Source organism: Enterobacter genomosp. S, assembly GCF_001631805.1.
In the GTDB taxonomy this organism is placed as follows: Bacteria; Pseudomonadota; Gammaproteobacteria; order Enterobacterales; family Enterobacteriaceae; genus Enterobacter; species Enterobacter quasihormaechei.
The window spans coordinates 1-23,918 of sequence record NZ_LVVA01000002.1 but is presented as its reverse complement, the minus strand read 5'-3'; the positions used below and the strand labels follow the sequence as shown (position 1 = coordinate 23,918).

29 protein-coding genes are annotated in these 23,918 nt (G+C 56.6%); 22 read left to right on the top strand and 7 right to left on the bottom strand.

All coding sequences use genetic code 11. The features are described from left to right. Positions 1-10 precede the first annotated feature (10 nt). Positions 11-643 carry a cAMP-activated global transcriptional regulator CRP gene (crp, locus tag A3466_RS03890; protein ID WP_000242758.1) on the bottom strand — a complete coding sequence of 211 codons (633 nt, stop codon included), beginning with the start codon at positions 641-643 and terminating at the stop codon, positions 11-13. A gap of 311 nt (positions 644-954) precedes the next feature. Between crp and A3466_RS03885 the strand changes: the two genes are divergently transcribed. Further along, entirely contained in the window at positions 955-1,359 is a 405-nt protein-coding gene (locus A3466_RS03885; protein ID WP_063449490.1) for an OsmC family protein, read from the top strand. 85 nt (positions 1,360-1,444) lie between these two features. Here the strand turns inward: A3466_RS03885 and A3466_RS03880 are convergent, their stop codons facing one another. Genes A3466_RS03880 through A3466_RS03870 form a run of 3 tightly spaced genes read right to left on the bottom strand, consistent with a single transcriptional unit; the run spans position 1,445 to position 3,582 of the window. Continuing rightward, positions 1,445-2,314, bottom strand: coding sequence for a phosphoribulokinase (locus A3466_RS03880; protein ID WP_063449489.1), 870 nt, complete (start codon positions 2,312-2,314; stop codon positions 1,445-1,447). Between the two features lie 30 nt (positions 2,315-2,344). Further along, positions 2,345-2,563, bottom strand: coding sequence for a YheU family protein (locus tag A3466_RS03875; RefSeq protein WP_003861664.1), 219 nt, complete (start codon positions 2,561-2,563; stop codon positions 2,345-2,347). Next, complete coding sequence (locus A3466_RS03870) at positions 2,560-3,582, bottom strand: hydrolase (protein WP_063449488.1); 1,023 nt, start codon at positions 3,580-3,582, stop codon at positions 2,560-2,562. Before A3466_RS03870 ends, A3466_RS03875 begins: the two co-directional genes overlap by 4 nt. 228 nt (positions 3,583-3,810) lie before the next feature. On the opposite strand from A3466_RS03870, the gene mdcA reads away from it, so the two are divergent. The 8 genes from mdcA to mdcH all read left to right on the top strand — a co-directional run bounded on the left by mdcA (position 3,811) and on the right by mdcH (position 10,857). Further along, entirely contained in the window at positions 3,811-5,466 is a 1,656-nt protein-coding gene (gene mdcA / locus A3466_RS03860) for a malonate decarboxylase subunit alpha (protein WP_063449487.1), read from the top strand. Continuing rightward, complete coding sequence (locus A3466_RS03855) at positions 5,466-6,323, top strand: triphosphoribosyl-dephospho-CoA synthase (protein ID WP_063449486.1); 858 nt, start codon at positions 5,466-5,468, stop codon at positions 6,321-6,323. Before mdcA ends, A3466_RS03855 begins: the two co-directional genes overlap by 1 nt. A 9-nt stretch (positions 6,324-6,332) precedes the next feature. After that, positions 6,333-6,632 (top strand): malonate decarboxylase acyl carrier protein, encoded by a 300-nt coding sequence (gene mdcC, locus A3466_RS03850; RefSeq protein WP_015571419.1) that lies wholly within the window; start codon positions 6,333-6,335, stop codon positions 6,630-6,632. After that, the gene (locus tag A3466_RS03845) at positions 6,625-7,458 is read left to right on the top strand and encodes a biotin-independent malonate decarboxylase subunit beta (protein ID WP_063449485.1); all 834 of its coding nucleotides are present in this window, start codon (positions 6,625-6,627) and stop codon (positions 7,456-7,458) included. Before mdcC ends, A3466_RS03845 begins: the two co-directional genes overlap by 8 nt. Further along, positions 7,458-8,258 carry a biotin-independent malonate decarboxylase subunit gamma gene (mdcE, locus tag A3466_RS03840; protein ID WP_063449484.1) on the top strand — a complete coding sequence of 267 codons (801 nt, stop codon included), beginning with the start codon at positions 7,458-7,460 and terminating at the stop codon, positions 8,256-8,258. The genes A3466_RS03845 and mdcE overlap by 1 nt, the downstream gene beginning before the upstream one ends. A 123-nt stretch (positions 8,259-8,381) precedes the next feature. Then, positions 8,382-9,341: an AEC family transporter gene (locus A3466_RS03835; protein ID WP_063449483.1), complete on the top strand. Its 960-nt coding sequence runs from the start codon at positions 8,382-8,384 to the stop codon at positions 9,339-9,341. Positions 9,342-9,343: 2 nt separating this feature from the next. Then, positions 9,344-9,961 (top strand): malonate decarboxylase holo-ACP synthase, encoded by a 618-nt coding sequence (locus A3466_RS03830; RefSeq protein ID WP_063449482.1) that lies wholly within the window; start codon positions 9,344-9,346, stop codon positions 9,959-9,961. Continuing rightward, the gene (gene mdcH / locus A3466_RS03825) at positions 9,961-10,857 is read left to right on the top strand and encodes a malonate decarboxylase subunit epsilon (RefSeq protein ID WP_063449481.1); all 897 of its coding nucleotides are present in this window, start codon (positions 9,961-9,963) and stop codon (positions 10,855-10,857) included. Before A3466_RS03830 ends, mdcH begins: the two co-directional genes overlap by 1 nt. A 60-nt stretch (positions 10,858-10,917) precedes the next feature. On the opposite strand, the gene A3466_RS03820 is transcribed toward mdcH, so the two are convergent. Continuing rightward, positions 10,918-11,850 carry a LysR substrate-binding domain-containing protein gene (locus tag A3466_RS03820; protein WP_063449480.1) on the bottom strand — a complete coding sequence of 311 codons (933 nt, stop codon included), beginning with the start codon at positions 11,848-11,850 and terminating at the stop codon, positions 10,918-10,920. Positions 11,851-11,865: 15 nt separating this feature from the next. Continuing rightward, positions 11,866-13,770 carry an ABC transporter ATP-binding protein gene (locus tag A3466_RS03815; protein WP_063449479.1) on the bottom strand — a complete coding sequence of 635 codons (1,905 nt, stop codon included), beginning with the start codon at positions 13,768-13,770 and terminating at the stop codon, positions 11,866-11,868. A 132-nt stretch (positions 13,771-13,902) separates the two neighbouring features. Between A3466_RS03815 and kefG the strand changes: the two genes are divergently transcribed. The 4 genes from kefG (at position 13,903) to slyD (ending at position 17,152) form a co-directional block, all read left to right on the top strand. Next, the gene (gene kefG, locus A3466_RS03810) at positions 13,903-14,454 is read left to right on the top strand and encodes a glutathione-regulated potassium-efflux system ancillary protein KefG (RefSeq protein WP_074160922.1); all 552 of its coding nucleotides are present in this window, start codon (positions 13,903-13,905) and stop codon (positions 14,452-14,454) included. Continuing rightward, the gene (gene kefB / locus A3466_RS03805; protein ID WP_063449477.1) at positions 14,454-16,259 is read left to right on the top strand and encodes a glutathione-regulated potassium-efflux system protein KefB; all 1,806 of its coding nucleotides are present in this window, start codon (positions 14,454-14,456) and stop codon (positions 16,257-16,259) included. The genes kefG and kefB overlap by 1 nt, the downstream gene beginning before the upstream one ends. A 13-nt stretch (positions 16,260-16,272) precedes the next feature. Continuing rightward, positions 16,273-16,473, top strand: a complete 201-nt coding sequence (locus tag A3466_RS03800; protein ID WP_063449476.1) for a YheV family putative zinc ribbon protein — start codon at positions 16,273-16,275, stop codon at positions 16,471-16,473. A gap of 94 nt (positions 16,474-16,567) precedes the next feature. Further along, positions 16,568-17,152 (top strand): peptidylprolyl isomerase, encoded by a 585-nt coding sequence (gene slyD, locus A3466_RS03795; RefSeq protein WP_023331458.1) that lies wholly within the window; start codon positions 16,568-16,570, stop codon positions 17,150-17,152. A 51-nt stretch (positions 17,153-17,203) separates the two neighbouring features. On the opposite strand, the gene A3466_RS03790 is transcribed toward slyD, so the two are convergent. Next, positions 17,204-17,422, bottom strand: a complete 219-nt coding sequence (locus tag A3466_RS03790; protein WP_063449475.1) for a protein SlyX — start codon at positions 17,420-17,422, stop codon at positions 17,204-17,206. Positions 17,423-17,660: 238 nt separating this feature from the next. Here A3466_RS03790 and fkpA point away from each other — a divergent pair, with 238 nt between their 5' ends. From fkpA to A3466_RS21985, 9 genes are all read left to right on the top strand, one after another. Beyond that, entirely contained in the window at positions 17,661-18,479 is an 819-nt protein-coding gene (fkpA, locus tag A3466_RS03785; RefSeq protein ID WP_063449474.1) for an FKBP-type peptidyl-prolyl cis-trans isomerase, read from the top strand. A 166-nt stretch (positions 18,480-18,645) separates the two neighbouring features. Beyond that, entirely contained in the window at positions 18,646-19,368 is a 723-nt protein-coding gene (locus A3466_RS03780; RefSeq protein ID WP_023333674.1) for a helix-turn-helix transcriptional regulator, read from the top strand. Then, positions 19,368-19,754, top strand: a complete 387-nt coding sequence (gene tusD / locus A3466_RS03775) for a sulfurtransferase complex subunit TusD (protein WP_063449473.1) — start codon at positions 19,368-19,370, stop codon at positions 19,752-19,754. Before A3466_RS03780 ends, tusD begins: the two co-directional genes overlap by 1 nt. After that, the gene (tusC, locus tag A3466_RS03770) at positions 19,754-20,113 is read left to right on the top strand and encodes a sulfurtransferase complex subunit TusC (protein WP_063449472.1); all 360 of its coding nucleotides are present in this window, start codon (positions 19,754-19,756) and stop codon (positions 20,111-20,113) included. Before tusD ends, tusC begins: the two co-directional genes overlap by 1 nt. 7 nt (positions 20,114-20,120) lie before the next feature. Beyond that, a complete protein-coding gene (tusB, locus tag A3466_RS03765; RefSeq protein ID WP_063449471.1) occupies positions 20,121-20,408 on the top strand; it encodes a sulfurtransferase complex subunit TusB in 288 nt (95 codons plus the stop codon). A gap of 124 nt (positions 20,409-20,532) precedes the next feature. Next, positions 20,533-20,907 carry a 30S ribosomal protein S12 gene (gene rpsL, locus A3466_RS03760; RefSeq protein WP_000246815.1) on the top strand — a complete coding sequence of 125 codons (375 nt, stop codon included), beginning with the start codon at positions 20,533-20,535 and terminating at the stop codon, positions 20,905-20,907. A gap of 96 nt (positions 20,908-21,003) precedes the next feature. Next, on the top strand, positions 21,004-21,474 hold the full coding sequence (gene rpsG / locus A3466_RS03755; protein ID WP_003861706.1) for a 30S ribosomal protein S7: 471 nt from the start codon (positions 21,004-21,006) through the stop codon (positions 21,472-21,474). 96 nt (positions 21,475-21,570) lie between these two features. Continuing rightward, positions 21,571-23,685 (top strand): elongation factor G, encoded by a 2,115-nt coding sequence (fusA, locus tag A3466_RS03750; protein WP_063449470.1) that lies wholly within the window; start codon positions 21,571-21,573, stop codon positions 23,683-23,685. Positions 23,686-23,754: 69 nt separating this feature from the next. After that, positions 23,755-23,918, top strand: a 164-nt coding sequence (locus A3466_RS21985; protein WP_001445782.1) for a GTP-binding protein, incomplete at its 3' end; no start/stop codon positions are given.

Sequence of the window (23,918 nt, the reverse complement as noted above, 5' to 3'; positions counted from 1 at the left end):
CTGACCGGAATTAACGGGTCCCGTAAACCACGATGGTTTTACCGTGGGCGGAGATCAGGTTCTGGTCTTCCAGCATCTTCAGGATACGGCCCACTGTTTCACGGGAGCAGCCGACGATCTGACCGATTTCCTGGCGGGTAATTTTAATTTGCATACCGTCAGGGTGGGTCATGGCGTCCGGCTGTTTCGCCAGGTTCAGCAGCGTCTGTGCGATACGACCGGTTACGTCCAGGAAAGCAAGGTTACCTACCTTCTCAGAGGTCACTTGCAGACGGCGTGCCATCTGGGAAGAAAGACGCATCAGGATGTCAGGGTTCACCTGAATCAGCTGACGGAATTTCTTGTAAGAAATTTCAGCCACTTCACATGCTGTTTTAGCACGAACCCAGGCGCTACGTTCCTGGCCTTCTTCAAACAGGCCCAGTTCACCGATAAAATCGCCCTGGTTCAGATAAGAAAGGATCATCTCTTTCCCTTCTTCATCTTTGATCAGCACGGCCACCGAGCCTTTAACGATGTAATACAACGTTTCCGCTTTTTCACCCTGGTGAATCAGCGTGCTCTTTGAAGGGTACTTATGAATGTGGCAATGAGACAAGAACCATTCGAGAGTCGGGTCTGTTTGCGGTTTGCCAAGCACCATGCGCTGTTATCCTCTGTTATAAGCTGTCACCAGAGTCATAAGATGCATCCGGACTCTGGGGTTGCAATCGAATTCTTACCCATACCCTGGGAAGTCGGCTGTCGTAACGTTTCGCAGCCAGTAAAGTTTGATGTCCTCTGCATACATGTGTAACGTCAATGTATTACTGTAGCATCCAGAGTGTTTTAGCATAGCTTTCGCTGCGTGTCTCCTGGTGTCTCGCTTCAGCATGACGCAGGTCGCCTTCCGTTGCGAGAAATGTAACGTACACGTAATCTGTCATAAAAAATGCAACGTTGGAGTGAGTGAATATGCAAGCGCGTGTGAAATGGGTTGAAGGGTTAACGTTCCTGGGCGAGTCGGCCTCCGGGCACCAGGTTTTGATGGACGGTAACTCCGGCGATAAAGCCCCAAGCCCGATGGAAATGGTGCTGATGGCGGCAGGGGGATGCAGCGCGATCGACGTGGTGTCGATCCTGCAAAAAGGCCGTCATGACGTGACCGATTGTGAAGTGAAGCTGACGTCAGAACGTCGCGAAGAGGCGCCACGCCTGTTCACGCACATCAATCTGCATTTTGTTGTCACCGGGAAAGCGCTGAAAGACGCGGCGGTGTCACGTGCGGTGGATCTCTCAGCAGAGAAGTACTGCTCCGTGGCGTTGATGCTGGAGAAAGCGGTAAACATCACCCATTCGTATGAAGTGATCGAGGCTTAATTTTTTGGCGGGTGGCGCTTCGCTGACCCGCCCTACAAAAGCATGACCGTAGGCCCGGTAAGCGCAGCGCCACCGGGCAAAAAAATCACGCGATCTGCTTCCCTTCCATCAGCCGCTGCACCAGCGGCGTCATGATCAGCTCCATCGCCAGCCCCATTTTTCCGCCGGGCACCACTAACGTATTCATGTGCGAAATAAACGAGCCTTGCAGCATCGCCAGCAGCCAGGGGTAATCGATGCCTTCCAGGTTGCGGAAGTGGATCACCACAAAGCTTTCGTCCAGCGAGGGAATGCTTTTCGCGGCGAACGGGTTGGAGGTATCCACGGTGGGCACACGCTGGAAGTTAATGTGGGTGCGGGAGAACTGTGGCGTCAGGAAGTTAATGTAGTCTTCCATGGAGCGCACCACCGAGTCCATCACCGCTTCACGCGAGTGGCCGCGCTCGCTGATGTCGCGCGTCAGCTTCTGGATCCACTCAAGGTTTACAATCGGCACCACGCCTACCAGCAAATCCACGTGGCGCGCCACGTCGTGCTGAGGCGTCACCACGCCGCCGTGCAACCCTTCGTAAAACAGCACGTCAGTCGGTTCCGGCAGCGGCTGCCAGGGCGTGAACGTGCCGGGTACCTGGTTCCAGGGAACGGCTTCATCGTAGGTGTGCAGATACTTGCGGGACTGTCCGGTGCCGCTTTGCCCGTATTCGCGGAAGGTTTGCTCCAGCAGACCGAAGTCATTCGCCTCCGGACCAAAGTAGCTGATGTGTTTACCCAGATCGCGCGCCTTGCGGATGGCCATATCCATCTCCGGGCGCGTGTAGCGGTGAAAGCTGTCGCCCTCTACCTCTGCCGCCCGTAAATTCAGCTGTGCGAAGATCTTGCGGAAGGCGAGGCTGGTGGTGGTGGTTCCCGCCCCGCTCGAACCCGTAACGGCAATAACCGGATGTCTGGCAGACATAGCAACTCCCTGACTGGAAAAGTTTTAAGATCAGCCATGAAACGCGTTGCGGGGCATGATATTGACCGTCTCATGCAGTTCGGACCATACCAGCACCACGTCGCCGCTTTTAAGCTGGCGCTTAACATCGTTGACCTTTTGTTCAAGCGAACGTTCATGTTCACCATAATCGGTGCCTTCGCGCAAGACAAAGCTTTCAATCAGATTATCGAGCGTTTCGGGAGAGAGATCCTGCCAGGGAATAATCATTTTTTACCGTCCAGATAAGCCGTTAACCAGTCGGGAATACGCGTCTCAAGCCACATTTTAGGCCGACGCAGCGTGCCGCCAACAAAGCCGACGTGTCCGCCAAACTCGGTAAGCTGATACTGCACGTTGGCCGGCAGATAATCGGGCGCGGGGATCGAGTGATGATCCATAAACGGATCGTCTTTGGCGTGGATAATCAGCGTGGGTTTCGTGATTTGATTCAGTAAAGGCATGGCGCTGCACTGACGGTAATAGTCGATTGCATCGGCAAAGCCGTGAATTTTCGAGGTGATCAAATCATCAAACTCGCGCAGGCGCTTCACGCGTTTGAGCTGTTGCAACGTCACAGGCAGCGTATCCGGGTAGGCCTTTAGCTTGCGCGCGGCGTTGGCTTTCAGCAGGTTGAGCAGGTAACGCTGGTAGACTCGCGAAAACCCCTTTTCCATATGATAGCTGCACTGCTCAAGCATAAATGGCGCGGAGACAATAACCGCCGCGTCCAGCGGTACGGCGTCGCTCTCTTTCGCCAGCAGGCAGGCCAGCATATTGCCACCCAGCGAATATCCCACCGCTGCCGTTGGCGCCGCGCCAAAACGGTCTCTCAGCCAGCGCAGAAACCAGGTGCCGTCCTCGGTTTCACCGGAGTGATAGATGCGTTTCTGGCGATTTGGCTCGCCGCTGCATCCGCGAAAGTGCATCACGACCCCAAGCCAGCCGCGGGCTTTCGCCGCCTCGATGAGGCCGTGGGCGTAAGGGCTGTGCAGGCTACCTTCCAGACCGTGAAACACCACCAGACGAGGTTTATGTTTGGCCCGCTCCGGATCTTCGCTCCAGGCAAGATCCAAAAAGTCGCCATCCGGCAAATCCAGGCGTTGCCAGTGAGGGGCGAACCGTACCTTGCGCCGGATCAGGCGCGGCAGCATGGTTTGCAGGTGGGGGTTAGCCACCCCGCGCATGGGCACAAACTCTGCGCTCTCTTCGGCTGCAATGTCGAAGTCTGAGGGAATGATTTGGGTCATAAGGGCGATGCTGATTCTTGTCAGTAATTAACTATACCTTCCGGATTGTACCCCGTTTAGCCCGTTTTTCCGAAATATGAACTGATCCCGATCACATTTCCTTACCTTGTTTATTACTCTCAAGCTAATGATTCCGTCCTACGCTTAATTGATGCCTTTCTCACCAGAGCGCACACTTTACTCAACGTCAGGCAAATCAGAATGATGTGCTGAATCAGGAGGTTAATAATGTTATCTGGGCAAACTCCCACCCGGCAATGGAACACCCGACGCACTGAGAAAGCGCGTCGTCTGGCATCCGTACCGGTACAGGGCAAGGTACTGCCAACGGGCGATCTTGTCGCCATGCTGGAAAAACTGATCGCACCAGGCGACAAAGTCGTTCTGGAAGGTAATAACCAGAAGCAGGCGGATTTCCTTTCCCGTTCACTGGCGGAAGTAAACCCGCAAATCGTACATGACCTGCATATGATCATGCCGAGCGTGGGCCGCAGCGAACATCTGGACATCTTTGAGAAAGGCATCGCCCGCAAGCTGGACTTCTCTTTCTCCGGTACGCAAAGCCTGCGCATTTCGCAGCTGCTGGAAGATGGTCAGCTCGAAATCGGGGCGATCCACACCTACATCGAACTCTATTCACGTCTCTACGTTGACCTGTCGCCAAACGTGGCGCTGATTGCCGGTTTTAAAGCGGACCGCAAAGGCAACCTCTATACCGGGGCGAGTACCGAAGATACCCCGGCGCTGGTAGAAGCCGCCGCGTTCCACGACGGTATCGTCATCGCACAGGTGAACGAACTGGTGGACGACGAGTGCGACCTGCCGCGCGTTGATATCCCGGGCTCGTGGATCGATTACGTGGTGGTGGCGGACAAGCCGTTCTTTATTGAACCGCTCTTCACCCGCGACCCGCGCCTCATCAAACAGGAACATATCCTGATGGCGATGATGGCGATTAAAGGCATCTATGCGGAGCACCAGGTGCAGTCCCTGAACCACGGGATCGGCTTTAACACCGCGGCGATTGAGCTGCTGCTGCCAACCTACGGCGAACAGCTCGGGCTCAAAGGCAAAATCTGTAAACACTGGACTCTGAACCCGCATCCAACGCTGATCCCCGCCATCGAAAGCGGCTGGGTCGAGAGCGTCCACTGCTTCGGCGGCGAGCTGGGGATGGAAGAGTACATCCGCGCCCGTCCGGACGTGTTCTTTACCGGTGCAGACGGCTCTATGCGCTCTAACCGCGCCTTCTGCCAGCTGGCAGGTCAGTACGCGGTGGATATGTTTATCGGCTCTACGCTACAGGTTGATGGTTACGCCAACTCCTCAACCGTGACCCGCGGTCGTCTCTCCGGCTTCGGTGGCGCGCCAAATATGGGCCACGATCCGCACGGTCGTCGCCACGCCACGCCGGCCTGGCTGAACATGATCACCGAGCCGGACCCAATGCAGCGCGGTAAAAAGCTGGTCGTGCAGATGGTGGAAACTTTCCAGGCGGGCGTGAAGCCAACCTTCGTGGAAAAACTCGACGCCGTAGACGTGGCGAAAGCCTCCGGTATGCCGCTGGCGCCGGTCATGATTTACGGTGATGACGTCACCCACGTGCTGACGGAAGAGGGGATTGCGTACCTCTACCGGGCGAAAGATCTGGAAGAGCGTCGCGCGATGGTCGCCGCCGTGGCGGGTATTACCGATATCGGTCTGGGCGTGGATGCCAAACGCGTGGCGGAACTGCGCCAGAGCGGGAAGGTGGTTTATCCGGAAGATATGGGTATTCGCCGCACCGACGCCACCCGCTCTCTGCTGGCCGCAGGCAGCGTGTCCGACCTCGTTGAGTGGTCCGGCGGTCTGTATAACCCACCTGCGAAATTCCGGAGCTGGTAATGAAACTTGTGCCCCAGATCCAGGTTGAAGGCGGTGCCGAATGGCTGGCGCGAACCGCCACGCAGTGTCTGATTGACGAAGCACGCTTAAGCCCGAAACCCGGTCTGGTGGACAGCCGGGGGAACGGCGCGCACCACGATTTATCGCTTGCGCTGATGGAGCGTTCCGCCCACAGCCTGACCCCCACGTTTCAGGCGCTGGCGCAGCAGAGCTGGCAGCGTCCGGCGGATATTGCCCTCAGGCAAACCGTTGGCCGCCTGGGTCGCGAAGGTGAACGGCAGATGATGGCCGCTACCGACGGCGTGAATACGCACCGTGGCGCGATCTGGGCCTTAGGACTGCTGGTGAGCGCGGTGGCGATGCTGGGCGGTGATGCCAGCGCGCAGGCCGTCGCGAACACCGCCGCGCAGCTGGCGAAACTGCCGGACGACGCGGCACCAAAAGTGTTCAGCAAAGGGTTACGCGCCACGCACCGCTACCGAGTGCCGGGCGCGCGTGAAGAGGCTCAGCAGGCGTTTCCGCACGTTATGCAGCGCGCGCTGCCGCAGCTTCGCCTCAGCCGTTTCAACGGCAGCAGCGAAACGCACGCCAGGCTTGACGCGCTGATGGCAATCATGACCTCGCTCACCGATACCTGCGTGCTGTCGCGCGCCGGCATGGAGGGGCTGGATGCCATGCAGAACGGTGCCCGTGCGGTGCTGAACGTTGGAGGATGCGCAACGCTTGCCGGACAGCAGGCGCTGGCGCGGTTAGACCGTCAGATGCTGACGCTCAACGCCTCGCCGGGCGGTGCCGCAGACCTGCTTGCCGCCACGCTGTTTCTTGACCGCATCGAAACGCCCTATTCAACGCATTAAGAGGATGTTATGGAAAAAATTACATTGACCGTGCCCGCCAGCCGCGAAGTAAGCGGCAGGGCGCTGGCAGGGGTAGTCGGTTCCGGGGATATGGAGGCGCTTTTCACCGCCGAACCGGGCCAGACCTTAACCATTGATATCACCACCTCCGTCGACAACAGCCGCGGACGCTGGGAGGCGTTGTTCAACCGCCTGCAAACCGTCAGCAGCCTGCCCGCAGGCAAACTGACCATCCACGACTTCGGCGCGACGCCGGGCGTGGCACGCATTCGTATCGAACAGGTCTTTGAAGGGGTGAATCATGCGTGATGACAGCAGCTTTATCGAACTAAAAGCGCGCCAGCGTGCGCAGGCATTGCTTGACGACGGCAGCTACCGCGAACTGCTGGACCCGTTTGAAGGCATTATCTCTCCATGGCTTGGGCCACAGGGGATTGTTCCTCAGTCCGATGACGGCATGGTGGTCGCGAAAGGGACCATCAACGGCCAGCCTGCGGTAGTCGTGGCGATTGAAGGCACCTTCCAGGGCGGCAGCATGGGCGAAGTGTCCGGCGCCAAAATGGCGGCGGCGCTGGAGCTGGCGGCGGAAGATAACCGCAACGGCATTCCGACTCAGGCGGTACTGTGCCTCGAAACCGGCGGCGTACGTTTGCAGGAAGCCAACCTTGGCCTGGCGGCGATTGCCGATATCCACGCTGCGATCGTTGACCTGCGTCGCTATACCCCGGTCGTCGGGATTGTCGCCGGGACCGTAGGCTGCTTCGGCGGGATGTCTATCGCCGCGGCGCTGTGCAGTTACCTGATTGTGACCCGCGAAGCGCGTCTTGGCCTCAACGGCCCGCAGGTTATTGAGCAGGAAGCGGGCATTGAAGAGTACGACTCCCGCGACCGTCCGTTTATCTGGAGCATGACCGGCGGCGAAGTGCGCTATGAAAGCGGGCTGGTGGACGCGCTCGTCGGCGACGGCGTGAACGCGGTGAAAGCCGCGATGAACGAGGCCATCGCCAAAGGCGTACCGGCGAAACATCGCACCGATAACTACGACGATTACCTGAGCCGTCTGACGAATTTCGACACCCGCAAACAGGCCGATGCCGAACAGATTAAAGCGCTTTTTGCCCGGGAGGTGAAATGATGAGTACTTCAATAAGCCGTGGCGAACTCTGGCTGGAAACCCTCGCCCCTAACGCCAAACGTCTGGAAGGGTTATGCCCGTCCGTGCAGGCGGCAGATGGCGAGCTGAACGGTGAAACGGTGCGCTTTGTCGCCGTGGTGCCGGACGCCAACAACCACTTCCCGCGCGCGGCGCAAGGGGAAGTGGGCCTGCTGGAAGGCTGGACGCTGGCAAAAGTGGTCAGCGAAACCGTAGCTGCTGACGCTGATAAAGCCGTGAAGCGCCCGATTGTGGCGGTGATCGACGTCCCAAGCCAGGCCTATGGTCGTCGCGAAGAGGCGTTTGGTATCCACCAGGCGCTGGCCGGAGCCGCTGCCGCCTACGCCAACGCGCGTTTAGCGGGGCATCCGGTGATTGGTCTTATCGTCGGTAAGGCCATGTCCGGCGCGTTTCTGGCGCACGGCTACCAGGCTAATCGCCTGATTGCCTTCAACGATAAAGGCGTGCTGATCCACGCGATGGGCAAAGAGTCTGCGGCGCGCATTACGTTGCGTACTGTAGAGGCGCTGGAAAAACTGGCGGCAACCATTCCGCCAATGGCGTACGACATCAGCAACTACGCCACGCTGGGGCTGCTTTCTGATCTGCTGGACATCAGCAATCCGGATGCCCCTTCTGATAACGATCTGACGCTGGTGAAAACCACCCTGCAACAGGCCATCAGTGACGCTCGTCAGGACACCACGTTGAAAAACCGTCTGGGTGCTGACAACCGCCGCAGCTCGGCGCTCGTACGTGAACGCATGCGAGCCAGCTGGTAAGTAACAAGAGACCTGCCAGATGCATCACCCCGTGGGCGCACCCGCTGCGTCCACGCGGGGAGCTGTATCCTGAAAATAATAAACATCGCGCCAGTGCTTAAACTTTTTTACTACAGGTGATTTATGACTTACGTAATTGTTCATGCTCTTGCACCGATTTTCGTCATCATGCTGCTGGGATTCTGGGCCGGTAAGGCAAAGATGGTCGATAACAAAAATGTTTCCCTGCTGAATATCTTCGTTATGGATTTTGCACTCCCTGCCGCGCTGTTCAGCGCCACCGTGCAAACCCCGTGGACCGGCATTGTGGCGCAGTCGCCGCTGATCCTGGTTCTCACTCTGGCGATGTGGATCACCTATGCGGCCATCTACTTCCTTGCCACCAAAGTCTTTAAAAAATCCCCGCAGGATGCGGCCGTGCTGACGCTGACCGTCGCCTTGCCAAACTATGCGGCGCTCGGCCTGCCGATTCTGGGCAGCGTGCTGGGTGAAAGTTCTTCTACTTCTCTCTCCGTGGCGGTCTCCATCGCCTGTGGTTCGGTGCTGATGACCCCGTTCTGCCTGCTGATTCTGGAGCGTGAGAAAGCCCGCGCCGAAGGCAATAACTCCGGTTCAACGCTTTCCATGCTGCCGGTGCTGATGTGGCGTTCCATTAAAAAACCGATCGTGATGGGCCCGCTGCTGGGTGTGATCCTGTCCGCTATCGGCATCACCATGCCGGAGCTGGTACTGGCGGCGATTAAACCGCTGGGACTGTCCGCGACCGCTGCGGCGCTGTTCCTGACCGGGGTGATCCTCTCCGCGCGTAAGCTTCAGATCAACACCATGGTGATCACCTCCACCATCGCTAAGCTGCTGATCCAGCCAGCGATTGCCTGGGGTATCGTCTTGATCTTCGGTCTGCACGGCTCTGTGGCGATCACCGCCATCCTGATGATTGCGCTGTCCGCGGGCTTCTTCGGCGTCGTGTTCGGTAACCGCTTTGGCGTGCAGTCGCCGGATGCAGAAGCCGTGCTGCTGTTGAGCTCCGTACTGTGTATCCTGTCGCTGCCGCTGTTTATCTCGCTGACTTCAGGAATGTAATCATGACCACAACATTACGCCCCCACGACCTTATCTGGCTTACCGCGCGTGACGCGCTGGAAGGTGTCACCGACTCCTGGGTGGACGCGGCCTGGCATACCGGGCTGCCGGTAGTGGTACGGCGTGATGTTGATAGTGAAGGCCGTATTCCCGTTGGCGTGCGCGGTTTACGTCGCGACCAGCGTGCGGCCGGATGGGTGAAGCCCGGGAACGTGCTGCGCGTGGTTTCGCCTGAAGATTTGTGCGTCACCGCCGATCTGCTGCGTTCGCCGTTTATCACTCAGCCGCCGGTTCAGGTGGCGCTTCAGCTTGCTCAGCAGTCGTGGCCGTGGACGTGGGGGATAACCGGCAGTACGGGTTACGCGCTGGCGACCGGTATTCCGGTGATCCACGCCGACAGCGATCTCGATCTGCTCATCCGCGCTCCGCACGCCGTGTCACCTGACGCGTTTACCAGCTGGCAGGCTCAGCTTGGCCGCGCGCTGTGCCGGGCGGATACGCAGGTGGATACGCCCGAGGGCGGATTCGCGCTGGCGGAATGGTTACGTGATGGCAAAACGCTGCTGAAAACCCGCCGTGGACCGCGCCTGGTGGCGGATCCATGGCACAGGGAGGAGTAATGAAAATACTGTTTACCTTTCCGGGGCAGGGCACACAGCATGAAGGTATGCTGCAAAACCTGCCGGGAACGGAGCTGGAGCAGGCGCGTGAGGTGCTTGGCGCCGAAGTGAATACGCTGGACAGTGCAGCCTCGTTAAACCACACCCGCGCGGTTCAGCTGTGTCTGCTGATTTCAGGCGTGGCCTGGGCGCGCGAGCTTGAGCGGCACGGCGTGTCGCCGGATATCGTCAGCGGGCTGTCGATTGGGGCCTATCCGGCGGCGGTTATCGCAGGCGCGCTGGACTTTACGGACGCGCTGAAGCTGGTGGCGCTGCGTGGCGATCTGATGGAGCAGGCGTATCCGCACGGCTACGGCCTGACGGCGATAATGGGCTTGACCCTGCCGCAGGTGGAAAACCTTATCCAGGGGACAGGAACCTATATCGCTAATCTGAATGCCGAAACGCAGATCGTTATAGCCGGAACCGATGACGGCATGGCGCGGGTGGCCGAACGCGCGATGGCGAAGGGTGCGAGCAAGGCCAAACGGCTGGCGGTAAGCGTGCCGTCGCACTGCGAGCTGCTGGCGGAACCCGCACAGAAGCTGGTAGCGGCATTTGAATCGGTCACGCTTTCACGCCCCCGCTGCGCGTACCTGAGCGGCAGTACCGGGCGCGTGCTTTGGCAGCCAGAGAAAATTGCCGACGACCTGGCGATGAACATGGCGCGCACCGTGCGCTGGCAGGAGGCAGTTATTTCCGCCAATGAACGCGAAGCCCGGCTGGCGATTGAGATGCCGCCAGGGGGCGTACTGACCTGCCTGACGCGTCAGGCTGCGTGGGAAGGAGAATCCATTTCGCTGGAGCGCAGCGGGGTGGAGGTGGCGGTGCATCTGGCAGGGCGGCTTCAGCGGTGAGTTTGATGCCCGGTGATCCGGGAGTAGGCCCGGTAAGCGTAGCGCCACCGGGCATTAATATCAGGCACCATCCTGCAAACTGCGGGCATACATCCGCCCTTCAGCGGCCAGCGCCCGCAGGCTCGGATCCTGTTCGCGGTTGCGGGCAAAGACGATCGCAATCAGCTGCTGCATCTGGTACGGCTCTGCCAGCTTCAGGAGCTGCACGGAATTCTCGTAGACCTTTTTCATCCTGCCCGGCATCAGCGTAAACCCGACCCCTGCCTGCACCAGGCTCAGCATCGAGAAGATATCGTTCACGCGCGTCACAATATCCGGCTCGAAGCCGGCGATATGAAACGCTTCCTGAAACCCTGCATACGTGGCGAACCCTTCCGCGAGGGCGACGAACTTCCGATCTTTATAGTCGCGCAGATCGGCGGGGCCGCTGGTATTGAGCGTGGCAGAGGCCGGCGCGGCAAGGAAAATATCGTCGTGGAACAGCGGCAGCACTTCGAGACTGTTACGGTCGATATCGCTTTCGGAGATAGAGATTAAAATCGCGTCCAGCGACCCTTCATCCAGCATGTGCAGCAAGGTTTCGTTAGATCCCATCGTGAGATCCATCTCCAGATCCGGGCGGCGCAGCTTCATGCCCATGATCAGGCGCGGCACGGTTTCCAGCGTCAGCGAGTAGAGCGTGCCGACGCGTAACCGCCCCTGACCAATGCCGGCGACCTTGCGCGACGCTTCCAGCCCGCGCTCCATCACCTGCATCACCTCCTGGCAATACTCCAGTAGCGTCCACGCCGAGGGGAGGGCAATCAGGTTGCGCCCTTTGTGGGTAAAGAGCGGGCAGCGGACATTCTCTTCCAGGGTATGCAGCGCCCGGTGTACGCTGACGCCGCTCAGGCCGAGCGTTTCGGCGGTACGCGCGATATTGCCCTTCTCCATGAACGTCATGAAGATGCTGAGCTTACGGAACGTAATCTCGCTCGTGGTATCGAAACCCATAACCCTCCCGGCGTGTTAGTCGGCTTGCAGCATCGCTTCCAGCTGTTCCTGCGCGTCCAGCCATGCCATTTCGCACTCTTCGAGGCTGGATTTGGCCTTCGCCTGCGTTTGCAGGCAGTCCGTTAGCTCCGCTTTACGGCGCTGATCGTACAGATCGCTGTCACCCAGCTTCTCTTCAACGGCGGCAAGCGTGGCGTTGAGCTTTTCCATCTCTTTTTCGAGACGGGCAATCTCTTTACGCAGCGGCTGAGTCTGGGTACGCAGCTCCGCTTCACGGCGCTTCTGGTCTTTGCGCGCCTGCGCGCTGTTGGCGTTGTCTTTCGCTGACTCTTCCGGCTGGTTTTCCTGCTTCTGCACGTCCGTCAGCCACTGCTGATAATCTTCCAGATCGCCGTCGAACGGCTCCACTTTGCCGCCGTGCACCAGGTAGAGATCGTCGGTGGTGGAGCGGATCAGGTGGCGATCGTGCGACACGACAACCAGCGCCCCTTCGAACTCAATCAGCGCTTCGGTCAGCGCCTGACGCATGTCGAGATCAAGGTGGTTGGTCGGTTCATCGAGCAGCAGCAGGTTTGGACGCTGCCAGACGATCAGCGCCAGCACCAGGCGGGCTTTTTCACCGCCCGAGAAACGCGCGGTGTTTTCAGTGACCTTATCGCCCTGGAAGCCGAAGCCGCCGAGGTAGTCGCGCAGCTTTTGCTCCATTTCCTGCGGGGCCAGGCGAGCCAGGTGCTGAATTGGCGATTCATCCGCGCGTAAAAATTCCAGCTGATGCTGGGCAAAGTAGCCAAGCTTAATGCCCTTCGACAGGCCGATTTCGCCGCTGACCGGGTTAAGCTCGCCCGCCAGCAGCTTGATCAGCGTGGATTTACCGGCGCCGTTACGCCCCAGCAAACCAATGCGTGAACCCGGCACCAGGTTAAGCTTAATAGAGTCGAGAATAATGCGATCGCCATAGCCTGCGCTCACTTTTTCCATTTTCAGCAGCGGGTTCGGCAGGCTCTCCGGCTCGCGGAAACTGAAATGGAACGGGTTATCCACGTGCGCGGGGGCGATCATCTCCATGCGTTCCAGCATCTTGATGCGGCTCTGCGCCTGCTTGGCTTTTGACGCCTTGGCCTTGAAACGATCCACAAAGCTTTGCAGGTGCGCTACGCGCTGCTGCTGGCTTTCATACATCGCCTGCTGCTGGGCAAGGCGCGTCGCGCGCTGGCGTTCGAAGGAGCTGTAGTTGCCGGTGTACTCGAACATGCTTTGCTGTTCGATATGAATGATTTTATCCACCACCGGATCGAGGAAGTCGCGGTCGTGGGAGATCAGAATCAGAGTGCCCTGATAGCTCTTGAGCCACTTCTCCAGCCAAATAACCGCATCGAGATCGAGGTGGTTGGTCGGTTCATCGAGCAGCAGGAGGTCGGAGCGGCAGATCAGCGCCTGCGCCAGGTTGAGGCGCATACGCCAGCCGCCCGAGAAGTCGCTGACCGGGCGTTCAAGCTGTTCGCTGCTGAAGCCCAGACCGTGCAGCAGGCTGGAGGCGCGGGAGCGAATGGTCCAGGCGTCGATGGCGTCAAGCTTGCCGTGAACGGTGGCGATGGCGTGGCCGTCGTTGCGCTCGTTGGCGGCATTGAGCTCCGCTTCGAGCCTGCGGTATTCGCGGTCGCCGTCGATAACATAGTCGAGTGCGGGTTCGCTCAGCGCAGGCGTCTCCTGGTTCACCCAGGCAAGCTGCCAGTTGCCCGGGAAGGTAAAGTTCCCGCCGTCCGCGCTTATCTCGTTTTTCAGCAGCGCCAGCAGGGTGGATTTACCGCAGCCGTTTTTGCCGACCAGCCCCACCTTCTGGCCCGGGTTGATGGTAGCAGTCGCGTTATCCAGCAGGACGCGCACGCCGCGACGAATTTGTAACGAGGAGAAAACAATCATAGAAGCGCCGTATGTTCCGACTATGTTAATTTGTCATTATGATAATGTAAGGTGTGGGCCATTTTCCCCACCGGGCCGCCATGGTAGCCCAAAACGACAACAATACACAAAAACAGAACCGGGAGGGGAGTGATGTCTCAGACAGCGAAAGTGCTGCTGCTGTATGCCCATCCGGAATCTCAGGACTCGGTGGCGAACCGGGTGCTGCTTAAGCCGGCCACACAGCTCAGTAACGTCACGGTGCACGATCTCTACGCGCACTATCCTGATTTTTTTATCGATATTCCTTACGAGCAGGAACTGCTGCGTCAGCATGACGTGATTGTGTTCCAGCATCCGCTCTATACCTATAGCTGTCCGGCGCTGCTCAAAGAGTGGCTGGACCGCGTGCTGAGCCGGGGCTTTTCCAGCGGGGTAGGGGGCAACCAGCTGGCGGGAAAGTACTGGCGGAGCGTCATTACCACCGGTGAGCCGGAAAGTGCCTACCGTCACGACGGGCTGAACCGTTATCCCATGAGCGACATCCTGCGGCCGTTCGAGCTGACGGCGGCGATGTGCCGCATGCACTGGATGAGCCCGATTATTGTTTACTGGGCGCGGCGGCAGGAACCAAAGGCGCTGGCGAGCCATGCCAGAGCCTACGGAGAATGGCTGGCATCACCGATACCGGCGGGAGGACGCTAATGGACGGTTCGAATTTACTCCTTGCCGGGGTGCTGTTTTTGTTTGCCGCCGTGGTCGCCGTGCCGCTTGCCGCGCGTCTCGGCATCGGCGCGGTGCTGGGCTATTTGCTGGCGGGGATCGCCATTGGCCCTTGGGGGCTGGGGTTCATCAGCGATGTGGATGAAATTCTGCACTTTTCCGAGCTGGGCGTGGTGTTTTTGATGTTCATCATCGGCCTTGAGCTGAACCCCTCCAAACTATGGCAGCTGCGGCAATCTATTTTTGGCGTCGGGGCGGCGCAGGTGTTGCTCAGCGCCGCCATTCTGGCGGGCCTGCTGATGCTGACGCAGTTTTCCTGGCAGGCGGCGGTGATTGGCGGGATCGGTCTTGCGATGTCGTCGACGGCGATGGCGCTACAGCTGATGCGCGACAAGGGGATGAACCGCAACGAGGCGGGGCAGCTGGGCTTTTCGGTACTGCTGTTCCAGGATTTAGCGGTGATCCCGGCGCTGGCGCTGGTGCCGCTGCTGGCAGGCTCCGGAGACGATCATTTCGACTGGATGAAAATCGCCATGAAGGTGCTGGCCTTCGCGGGCATGCTGATTGGCGGACGGTTTTTACTGCGCCCGGTATTCCGGTTCATTGCCGCTTCCGGCGTGCGCGAGGTATTTACCGCCGCAACGCTGCTGCTGGTTCTCGGCTCGGCGCTGTTCATGGATGCCCTCGGGCTGTCGATGGCGCTCGGGACGTTTATCGCCGGGGTGCTGCTTGCGGAAAGTGAGTACCGCCACGAACTGGAGACCGCCATCGATCCGTTTAAGGGGCTGCTGTTAGGGCTATTCTTTATTTCGGTGGGCATGGCGCTCAACCTCGGCGTGCTCTATACCCATCTGCTGTGGGTCGTGATGAGCGTGGCGGTGCTGGTCGCGGTGAAAACGCTGGTGCTGTATGTTCTGGCGAGAATTTACGGGCGGCGTAGCTCGGAAAGAATGCAGTTTTCCAGCGTGTTAAGCCAGGGTGGAGAGTTTGCGTTTGTGCTGTTTTCCACGGCGTCGTCTCAGAAGCTGTTCAAAGATGACCAGATGGCGCTGCTGCTGGTGACGGTAACGCTGTCGATGATGACTACGCCGCTGCTGATGAAGCTGGTGGATAAACTGCTGTCGCGCCGCCTGAACCCGGCAACCGATGAAGATGAAACGCCGTGGGTGGAGGACGATAAGCCGCAGGTGATCGTCGTGGGCTTTGGCCGCTTCGGGCAGGTGATTGGACGCCTGTTGATGGCGAACAAAATGCGCATCACGGTGCTGGAGCGCGATATCAGCGCGGTCAACCTGATGCGCAAATACGGTTATAAGGTCTACTACGGCGATGCGACGCAGCTTGAGCTGTTGCGATCGGCGGGAGCGGAGGCCGCGGAGTCCATCATTATCACCTGCAACGATCCGGAAGACACCATGAAGCTGGTGGAGCTGTGCCAGCAGCATTTCCCGCATCTGCATATTCTGGCGCGTGCCCGCGGACGTGTTGAAGCTCACGAACTTTTGCAGGCGGGCGTGAAACACTTCTCCCGTGAAACGTTTTCCAGTGCGCTGGAGCTGGGGCGTAAGGCGCTGATCTCGCTTGGGATGCATCCTCATCAGGCCCAGCGGGCCCAGATGCACTTCCGCCGGCTGGATATGCGAATGCTGCGCGAGCTGATGCCCGTGCACAGCGACACGGCGCAGATCTCCCGCGTGCGGGAAGCGCGCCGCGAACTGGAGGAGATCTTCCAGCGCGAAATGCAGCAGGAACGACGCCAGCTCGACGGCTGGGATGAATTTGAATAAAGGGTAACGAAAGATGGCTGTACGTAAACGCTTTATCGCGGGCGCAAAGTGCCCGTCCTGCCAGGCGCAAGATACGCTGGCCATGTGGCGCGAAAATAATATCGATATCGTTGAATGTGTTAAGTGCGGCCACCAGATGCGTGAGGCCGACAAAGAAGCTCGCGATCACATTCGCAAAGAAGAGCAAGTGATCGGCATTTTTCATCCAGACTAGCGATATGCTCTGAGTTTTTTTAAGCTTAAGGGTACACGGGTGCAGATTTCCGCTACAATCTGCGCCAGTAATTTTCCCACGCTCAGGAGATATCATGAAAGTAGCAAAAGACCTGGTGGTCAGCCTGGCCTATCAGGTACGTACAGAAGACGGTGTGTTGGTTGATGAGTCTCCGGTGAGTGCGCCGCTGGACTACCTGCATGGTCACGGTTCCCTGATTTCCGGCCTGGAAACTGCGCTGGAAGGCCATGAAGTTGGCGACAAATTCGACGTTGCGGTAGGCGCGAACGACGCTTACGGTCAGTATGACGACAACCTGGTTCAGCGCGTTCCTAAAGACGTGTTCATGGGCGTTGACGAGTTGCAGGTTGGCATGCGCTTCCTGGCTGAAACTGACCAGGGTCCGGTTCCTGTTGAAATCACTGAAGTTGAAGACGACCACGTCGTGGTTGACGGCAACCACATGCTGGCTGGCCAGAACCTGAAGTTCAACGTAGAAGTTGTTGCTATCCGTGAAGCAACCGAAGAAGAGCTGGCTCATGGCCACGTTCACGGTGCGCACGGTCACGACCATGACCACGATCACGGCCACGACGGCTGCTGCGGTGGTCACGGCCACGACCATGGTCACGACCACGGTAAAGGTGGTTGCGGTAACGGCGGCTGCGGTTGCCACTGATTCCGTACTGCGGAAAATAAAAAAGCGGGATAATCCCGCTTTTTTTACGCCTCAATAATGAGGTGGTGGCGTCTCTTCCGACTGAGAGGCAATATTCGACGGCTGTGTGGCCTTCAGCTTTTCCGTCAGCAGGCGCATATGATCGCGCAGTTTTGCCATTTCAAGCTCATGGGCCGTTACGGTCTGGTTCAGTTCTTCGATGGTGATGTCCTGAAAAGCCAGGCGGCTTTCCAGCTCAGCCAGTCTCGCTTCGATCATTGTATCCTTCATCATTCACCTCGTTTATATCTCATACGCCATAATGGACCCGCGGCGGCGAAGTTTAGCTGACATTTTCCGTAAGTACAGTATCCATCTCCCTGACAAGAAACTTATTTAAACAAAAATAGTCTGAAAAGAGGCGACAATAGGGGGAGTCTGTCTGTAGATTTCTTCCACAACGTTTTATAGTACGTCACTCATTTACGTTTAACACTGGGGTGAGAGACCTCAGGTCCTGGAGATATGGATGAAATCACTGTTTAAAGTTACGCTGCTGGCGACCACGATGGCCGTTGCGTTCAACGCGCCGCTGTCTTTCGCTGCTGATACTGCTGCGAAGCCTGCTGCGACTACAGACAGCAAAGCGGCATTCAAAAATGACGACCAGAAATCCGCCTACGCACTTGGCGCGTCTCTGGGTCGTTACATGGAAAACTCTCTGAAAGAACAAGAGAAGCTGGGCATCAAACTGGACAAAAACCAGCTGATCGCCGGTGTTCAGGATGCATTCGCCGACAAGAGCAAGCTCTCTGATCAGGAAATCGAGCAGACTCTGCAAGCGTTTGAAGCGCGTGTGAAAGGTGCCGCTCAAACCAAGATGGAAGCAGACGCTAAAGATAACGAAGCGAAAGGCAAAGCCTACCGCGACAAGTTTGCTAAAGAGAAAGGCGTTAAAACGTCTTCTACTGGCCTGATCTATAAAGTTGAGAAAGAAGGGACCGGCGACGCGCCTAAAGACAGCGACACCGTTGTGGTGAACTACAAAGGTACGCTGATCGACGGTAAAGAGTTCGATAACTCTTACACCCGCGGTGAGCCTCTCTCCTTCCGTCTGGACGGTGTGATCCCGGGCTGGACCGAAGGCCTGAAGAACATCAAGAAAGGCGGTAAGATCAAGCTGGTCATTCCACCAGACCTGGCTTACGGCAAAACTGGCGTTCCGGGCATTCCGGCTAACTCTACGCTGGTATTTGACGTAGAACTGCTGGACATCAAACCGGCTCCAAAAGCGGATGCGAAAGCCGACGCACCGGCTGATGACAAAGCCGCAGCAGCCAAGAAGTAATGCTGAGAAAAACCGCCGCCTGCCAGGCGGCGGTTTTTTTTATGTGGGGCAGATATAATTAACACTGGAAAGCGTTATACACGCTGTATTAATTTAGTTGTCCGTGTAGATAATGAGCCTGCCCTGAAAACCTAACGACAGGCTCCTGAAAAGGAGTGTTTTTTTCATGTCCAGGTCGCTTTTAACCAACGAAACCAGTGAACTTGATTTGCTGGATCAACGTCCATTTGACCAGACCGACTTCGATATTCTGAAATCCTACGAAGCGGTAGTGGACGGGTTAGCGATGCTCATTGGTTCCCACTGCGAAATCGTATTGCATTCCCTGCAAGATCTTAAGTGTTCCGCTATCCGCATTGCGAACGGTGAGCACACTGGCCGTAAAATTGGTTCGCCAATCACCGACCTTGCATTGCGTATGTTGCATGACATGACCGGCGCGGACAGCAGCGTCTCAAAATGCTATTTCACCCGCGCCAAAAGCGGCGTGCTGATGAAATCAGAAACTATCGCGATTCGAAACCGCGACCACCGGGTTATCGGGTTGCTGTGCATCAACATGAACCTTGATGTGCCCTTCTCTCAAATCATGAGCACCTTCATTCCGCCAGAAACGCCGGACGTGGGCTCGTCGGTGAACTTTGCTTCCTCCGTTGAGGATCTCGTGACCCAGACGCTGGAGTTCACCATTGAAGAGGTGAATGCCGATCGCAACGTATCCAACAACGCCAAGAATCGTCAGATCGTCCTGAACCTCTATGAGAAAGGGATTTTTGATATCAAAGATGCCATCAACCAGGTGGCCGATCGCCTGAATATCTCTAAACACACCGTTTACCTTTATATTCGCCAGTTCAAAAGCGGCGATTTCCTGGGGCAAGACAAGTAATGCGCTTTGCGTTAATGGTGACGGGCCCGGCGTACGGCACCCAGCAGGCCAGCAGCGCGCTACAGTTTGCCCATGCGCTGCTTGATGCCGGCCATGAACTGGCAAGCGTCTTCTTCTATCGTGAAGGGGTGTATAACGCGAACCAGTTTACCTCTCCGGCAAGCGATGAGTTTGACCTTGTGCGCGCCTGGCAAAAATTAAACGAAAAGCATGGCGTTGAGCTGCATATCTGCGTCGCCGCGGCACTGCGTCGCGGTGTGGCGGATGCGACCGAAGCCGAACGCCTCGGTCTGGCGGGGGCCAACCTGCAACGGGGCTTTTCGCTCAGCGGATTAGGTGCATTGGCACAGGCTGCATTGACCTGCGACAGAGTGGTGCAATTTTGATGAAGCGCGTAGCGTTTGTTTTTACTTCTGCGCCGCACGGCAGCGCTTCAGGTCGGGAAGGGCTGGATGCATTGCTCGCGACATCGGCATTAACCGAAAATATCGGCGTGTTCTTTTTAGGCGATGGCGTATTCCAGCTTCTGGCAGGCCAACAGCCACAGGCTATTCTTGCGCGCGATTACATTGCGACCTTTAAGGTCCTGCCGCTCTATGACATTGAAACCTTCTATGTGTGTGCCGACTCGCTGGCCGCTCGTGGGTTAAACGAGAAAACATCGTTCGTGCTGGACGTGACGATCCTCGCCTCTGCGGCGCTGCGCGAACATCTCTCTCACTACGATACCGTTCTGACTTTCTGAGGCCGTCATGCTCCATACCCTGAGCCGTTCACCGTGGCAATGCGATATCGACACGTTACTGAGCATGCTGCGCGAAGGCGACGATCTGCTGCTGATTCAGGATGGCGTGCTGGCGGCGCTTGAAGGCAGCCGTTTTGTTGAAATCCTCAGTAATGCCCCCATAACTGTCTCTGCGCTGAAGGACGATCTGGATGCGCGGGGTCTTTCTGGTCAAATTTCAGCCAAAATTGACGTGGTTGGCTATACTGATTTCGTCAATCTTACTGTGACGCATGCCAGTCAAATGAACTGGTGATTTGAGATCGCTGTATATTTCTTGACACCTTTTCGACGTAGCCCTAAAATTTCGCGTCCTCATATTGTATGAGGTCGTTTTATTACGTGTTTACGAAGCAAAAGCTAAAACCAGGAGCTATTTAATGGCAACAGTTAACCAGCTGGTACGCAAACCACGTGCACGCAAAGTTGCAAAAAGCAACGTGCCTGCGCTGGAAGCCTGCCCGCAGAAACGTGGTGTATGTACTCGTGTATATACCACCACTCCTAAAAAACCAAACTCCGCACTGCGTAAAGTATGCCGTGTGCGTTTGACTAACGGTTTCGAAGTGACTTCCTACATCGGTGGTGAAGGTCACAACCTTCAGGAGCACTCCGTGATCCTGATCCGTGGCGGTCGTGTTAAAGACCTTCCGGGTGTTCGTTACCACACCGTTCGTGGTGCGCTGGACTGCTCAGGTGTTAAAGACCGTAAGCAGGCTCGCTCCAAGTACGGCGTGAAGCGTCCTAAGGCTTAATGGTTCTCCGTTAAGTAAGGCCAAACTGATTTATCTTAATGTCAAACTAAACTCGTAGAGTTTTGGACAATCCTGAATTAACAACGGAGTAATCCCATGCCACGTCGTCGCGTCATTGGTCAGCGTAAAATTCTTCCAGATCCGAAATTCGGATCAGAACTGCTGGCAAAATTTGTAAATATCCTGATGGTAGATGGTAAGAAATCTACCGCAGAAGCAATCGTATACAGCGCGCTGGAGACCCTGGCTCAGCGTTCTGGTAAAAATGAACTGGAAGCTTTCGAAGTCGCTCTCGACAACGTGCGCCCGACTGTAGAAGTTAAGTCTCGCCGCGTTGGTGGTTCTACTTATCAGGTTCCAGTTGAAGTTCGTCCGGTTCGTCGTAATGCTCTGGCAATGCGTTGGATCGTTGAAGCTGCTCGTAAACGCGGTGATAAATCCATGGCTCTGCGTCTGGCGAACGAACTTTCTGATGCTGCGGAAAACAAAGGTACCGCAGTTAAGAAACGTGAAGACGTTCACCGTATGGCAGAAGCCAACAAGGCGTTCGCACACTACCGTTGGTAATCCCTTCGGAGTCGTAGTCACCAGGCGGGCGCTTCAGAGAAGCCGCCCGCTCTGGGTAACTTAACTGAACGCCTAAAGATATAAACGAGGAATCAAATGGCTCGTACAACACCCATCGCACGCTACCGTAACATCGGTATCAGTGCGCACATCGACGCCGGTAAAACCACTACTACCGAACGTATTCTGTTCTACACCGGTGTAAACCATAAAATCGGTGAAGTTCATGACGGCGCTGCCACCATGGACTGGATGGAACAGGAGCAGGAGCGTGGTATTACTATCACCTCCGCAGCGACTACTGCTTTCTGGTCAGGTATGGCTAAGCAGTACGAACCGCATCGCGTAAACATCATCGACACCCCAGGGCACGTTGACTTCACCATCGAAGTAGAACGTTCCATGCGTGTTCTTGACGGCGCGGTAATGGTTTATTGCGCAGTTGGTGGTGTTCAGCCACAGTCTGAAACCGTATGGCGTCAGGCGAACAAATATAAAGTTCCACGCATCGCGTTCGTTAACAAAATGGACCGTATGGGTGCTAACTTCCTGAAAGTTGTTGGCCAGATCAAAACCCGTCTGGGCGCGAACCCTGTTCCGCTTCAGCTGGCAATTGGTGCTGAAGAAGGTTTCACCGGCGTTATCGACCTGGTGAAAATGAAAGCGATCAACTGGAACGAAGCAGATGCGGGCGTTACCTTCGAATACGAAGATATCCCGGCAGAGATGCAGGACCTGGCTGACGAATGGCACCAGAACCTGATCGAATCCGCAGCAGAAGCTTCAGAAGAGCTGATGGAGAAATACCTGGGTGGTGAAGAACTGACTGAGCAAGAGATCAAATCTGCTCTGCGTCAGCGCGTTCTGAACAACGAAATCATCCTGGTAACCTGTGGTTCTGCGTTCAAGAACAAAGGTGTTCAGGCAATGCTGGATGCGGTAGTTGACTACCTGCCATCCCCGGTTGACGTTCCTGCGATCAACGGCATCCTGGACGACGGTAAAGACACTCCGGCTGAGCGTCACGCAAGTGATGACGAGCCGTTCTCTGCACTGGCGTTCAAAATTGCTACCGACCCATTCGTGGGTAACCTGACCTTCTTCCGCGTTTACTCTGGTGTGGTTAACTCCGGTGACACCATCCTGAACTCCGTGAAAGCGGCGCGTGAACGTTTTGGCCGTATCGTACAGATGCACGCTAACAAACGTGAAGAGATCAAAGAAGTTCGTGCGGGCGACATCGCTGCTGCTATCGGTCTGAAAGACGTGACTACTGGTGACACCCTGTGTGACCCGGATCACCCAATCATTCTGGAGCGTATGGAATTCCCAGAGCCGGTAATCTCCATCGCGGTTGAACCAAAAACCAAAGCTGACCAGGAAAAAATGGGTCTTGCTCTGGGCCGTCTGGCGAAAGAAGACCCATCATTCCGCGTATGGACTGATGAAGAATCTAACCAGACCATCATCGCTGGTATGGGTGAACTGCACCTGGACATCATCGTTGACCGTATGAAACGTGAATTCAACGTTGAAGCGAACGTGGGTAAACCTCAGGTTGCTTACCGCGAAGCGATTCGCGCGAAAGTTACCGATGTTGAAGGTAAACACGCTAAGCAGTCTGGTGGTCGCGGTCAGTACGGTCACGTTGTGATCGACATGTACCCACTGGAGCCGGGCTCTAACCCTAAAGGTTACGAGTTCATCAACGACATCAAAGGTGGTGTAATTCCTGGCGAATACATCCCTGCCGTTGATAAAGGCATCCAGGAGCAGCTGAAAGCTGGTCCTCTGGCTGGTTACCCGGTTGTAGACATGGGTGTTCGTCTGCACTTCGGTTCTTACCACGACGTTGACTCCTCTGAACTGGCGTTTAAACTGGCTGCGTCTATTGCCTTTAAAGAAGGCTTTAAGAAAGCAAAACCAGTTCTGCTTGAGCCAATCATGAAGGTTGAAGTAGAAACTCCGGAAGAGAACACCGGTGACGTTATCGGTGACTTGAGCCGTCGTCGCGGTATGCTGCGTGGTCAGGAATCCGAAGTAACTGGCGTTAAGATCCACGCTGAAGTTCCGCTGTCTGAAATGTTCGGATATGCAACTCAGCTGCGTTCTCTGACCAAAGGTCGTGCATCATACACTATGGAATTCCTGAAGTATGATGATGCGCCGAACAACGTTGCTCAGGCCGTTATCGAAGCCCGTGGTAAGTAATCCACAGGATTAAAACCTAAGTCCCGTGCTCTCTCCGAAGGGGAGAGCACTATAGTAAGGAATATAGCCGTGTCTAAAGAAAAATTTGAACGTACAAAACCGCACGTCAACGTTGGTACTATCGGCCACGTTGACCATGGTAAAACTACCCTGACTGCTGCAATCACTACCGTACTGGCTAAAACCTACGGCGGTGCTGCTCGTGCTTTCGACCAGATCGATAACGCACCAGA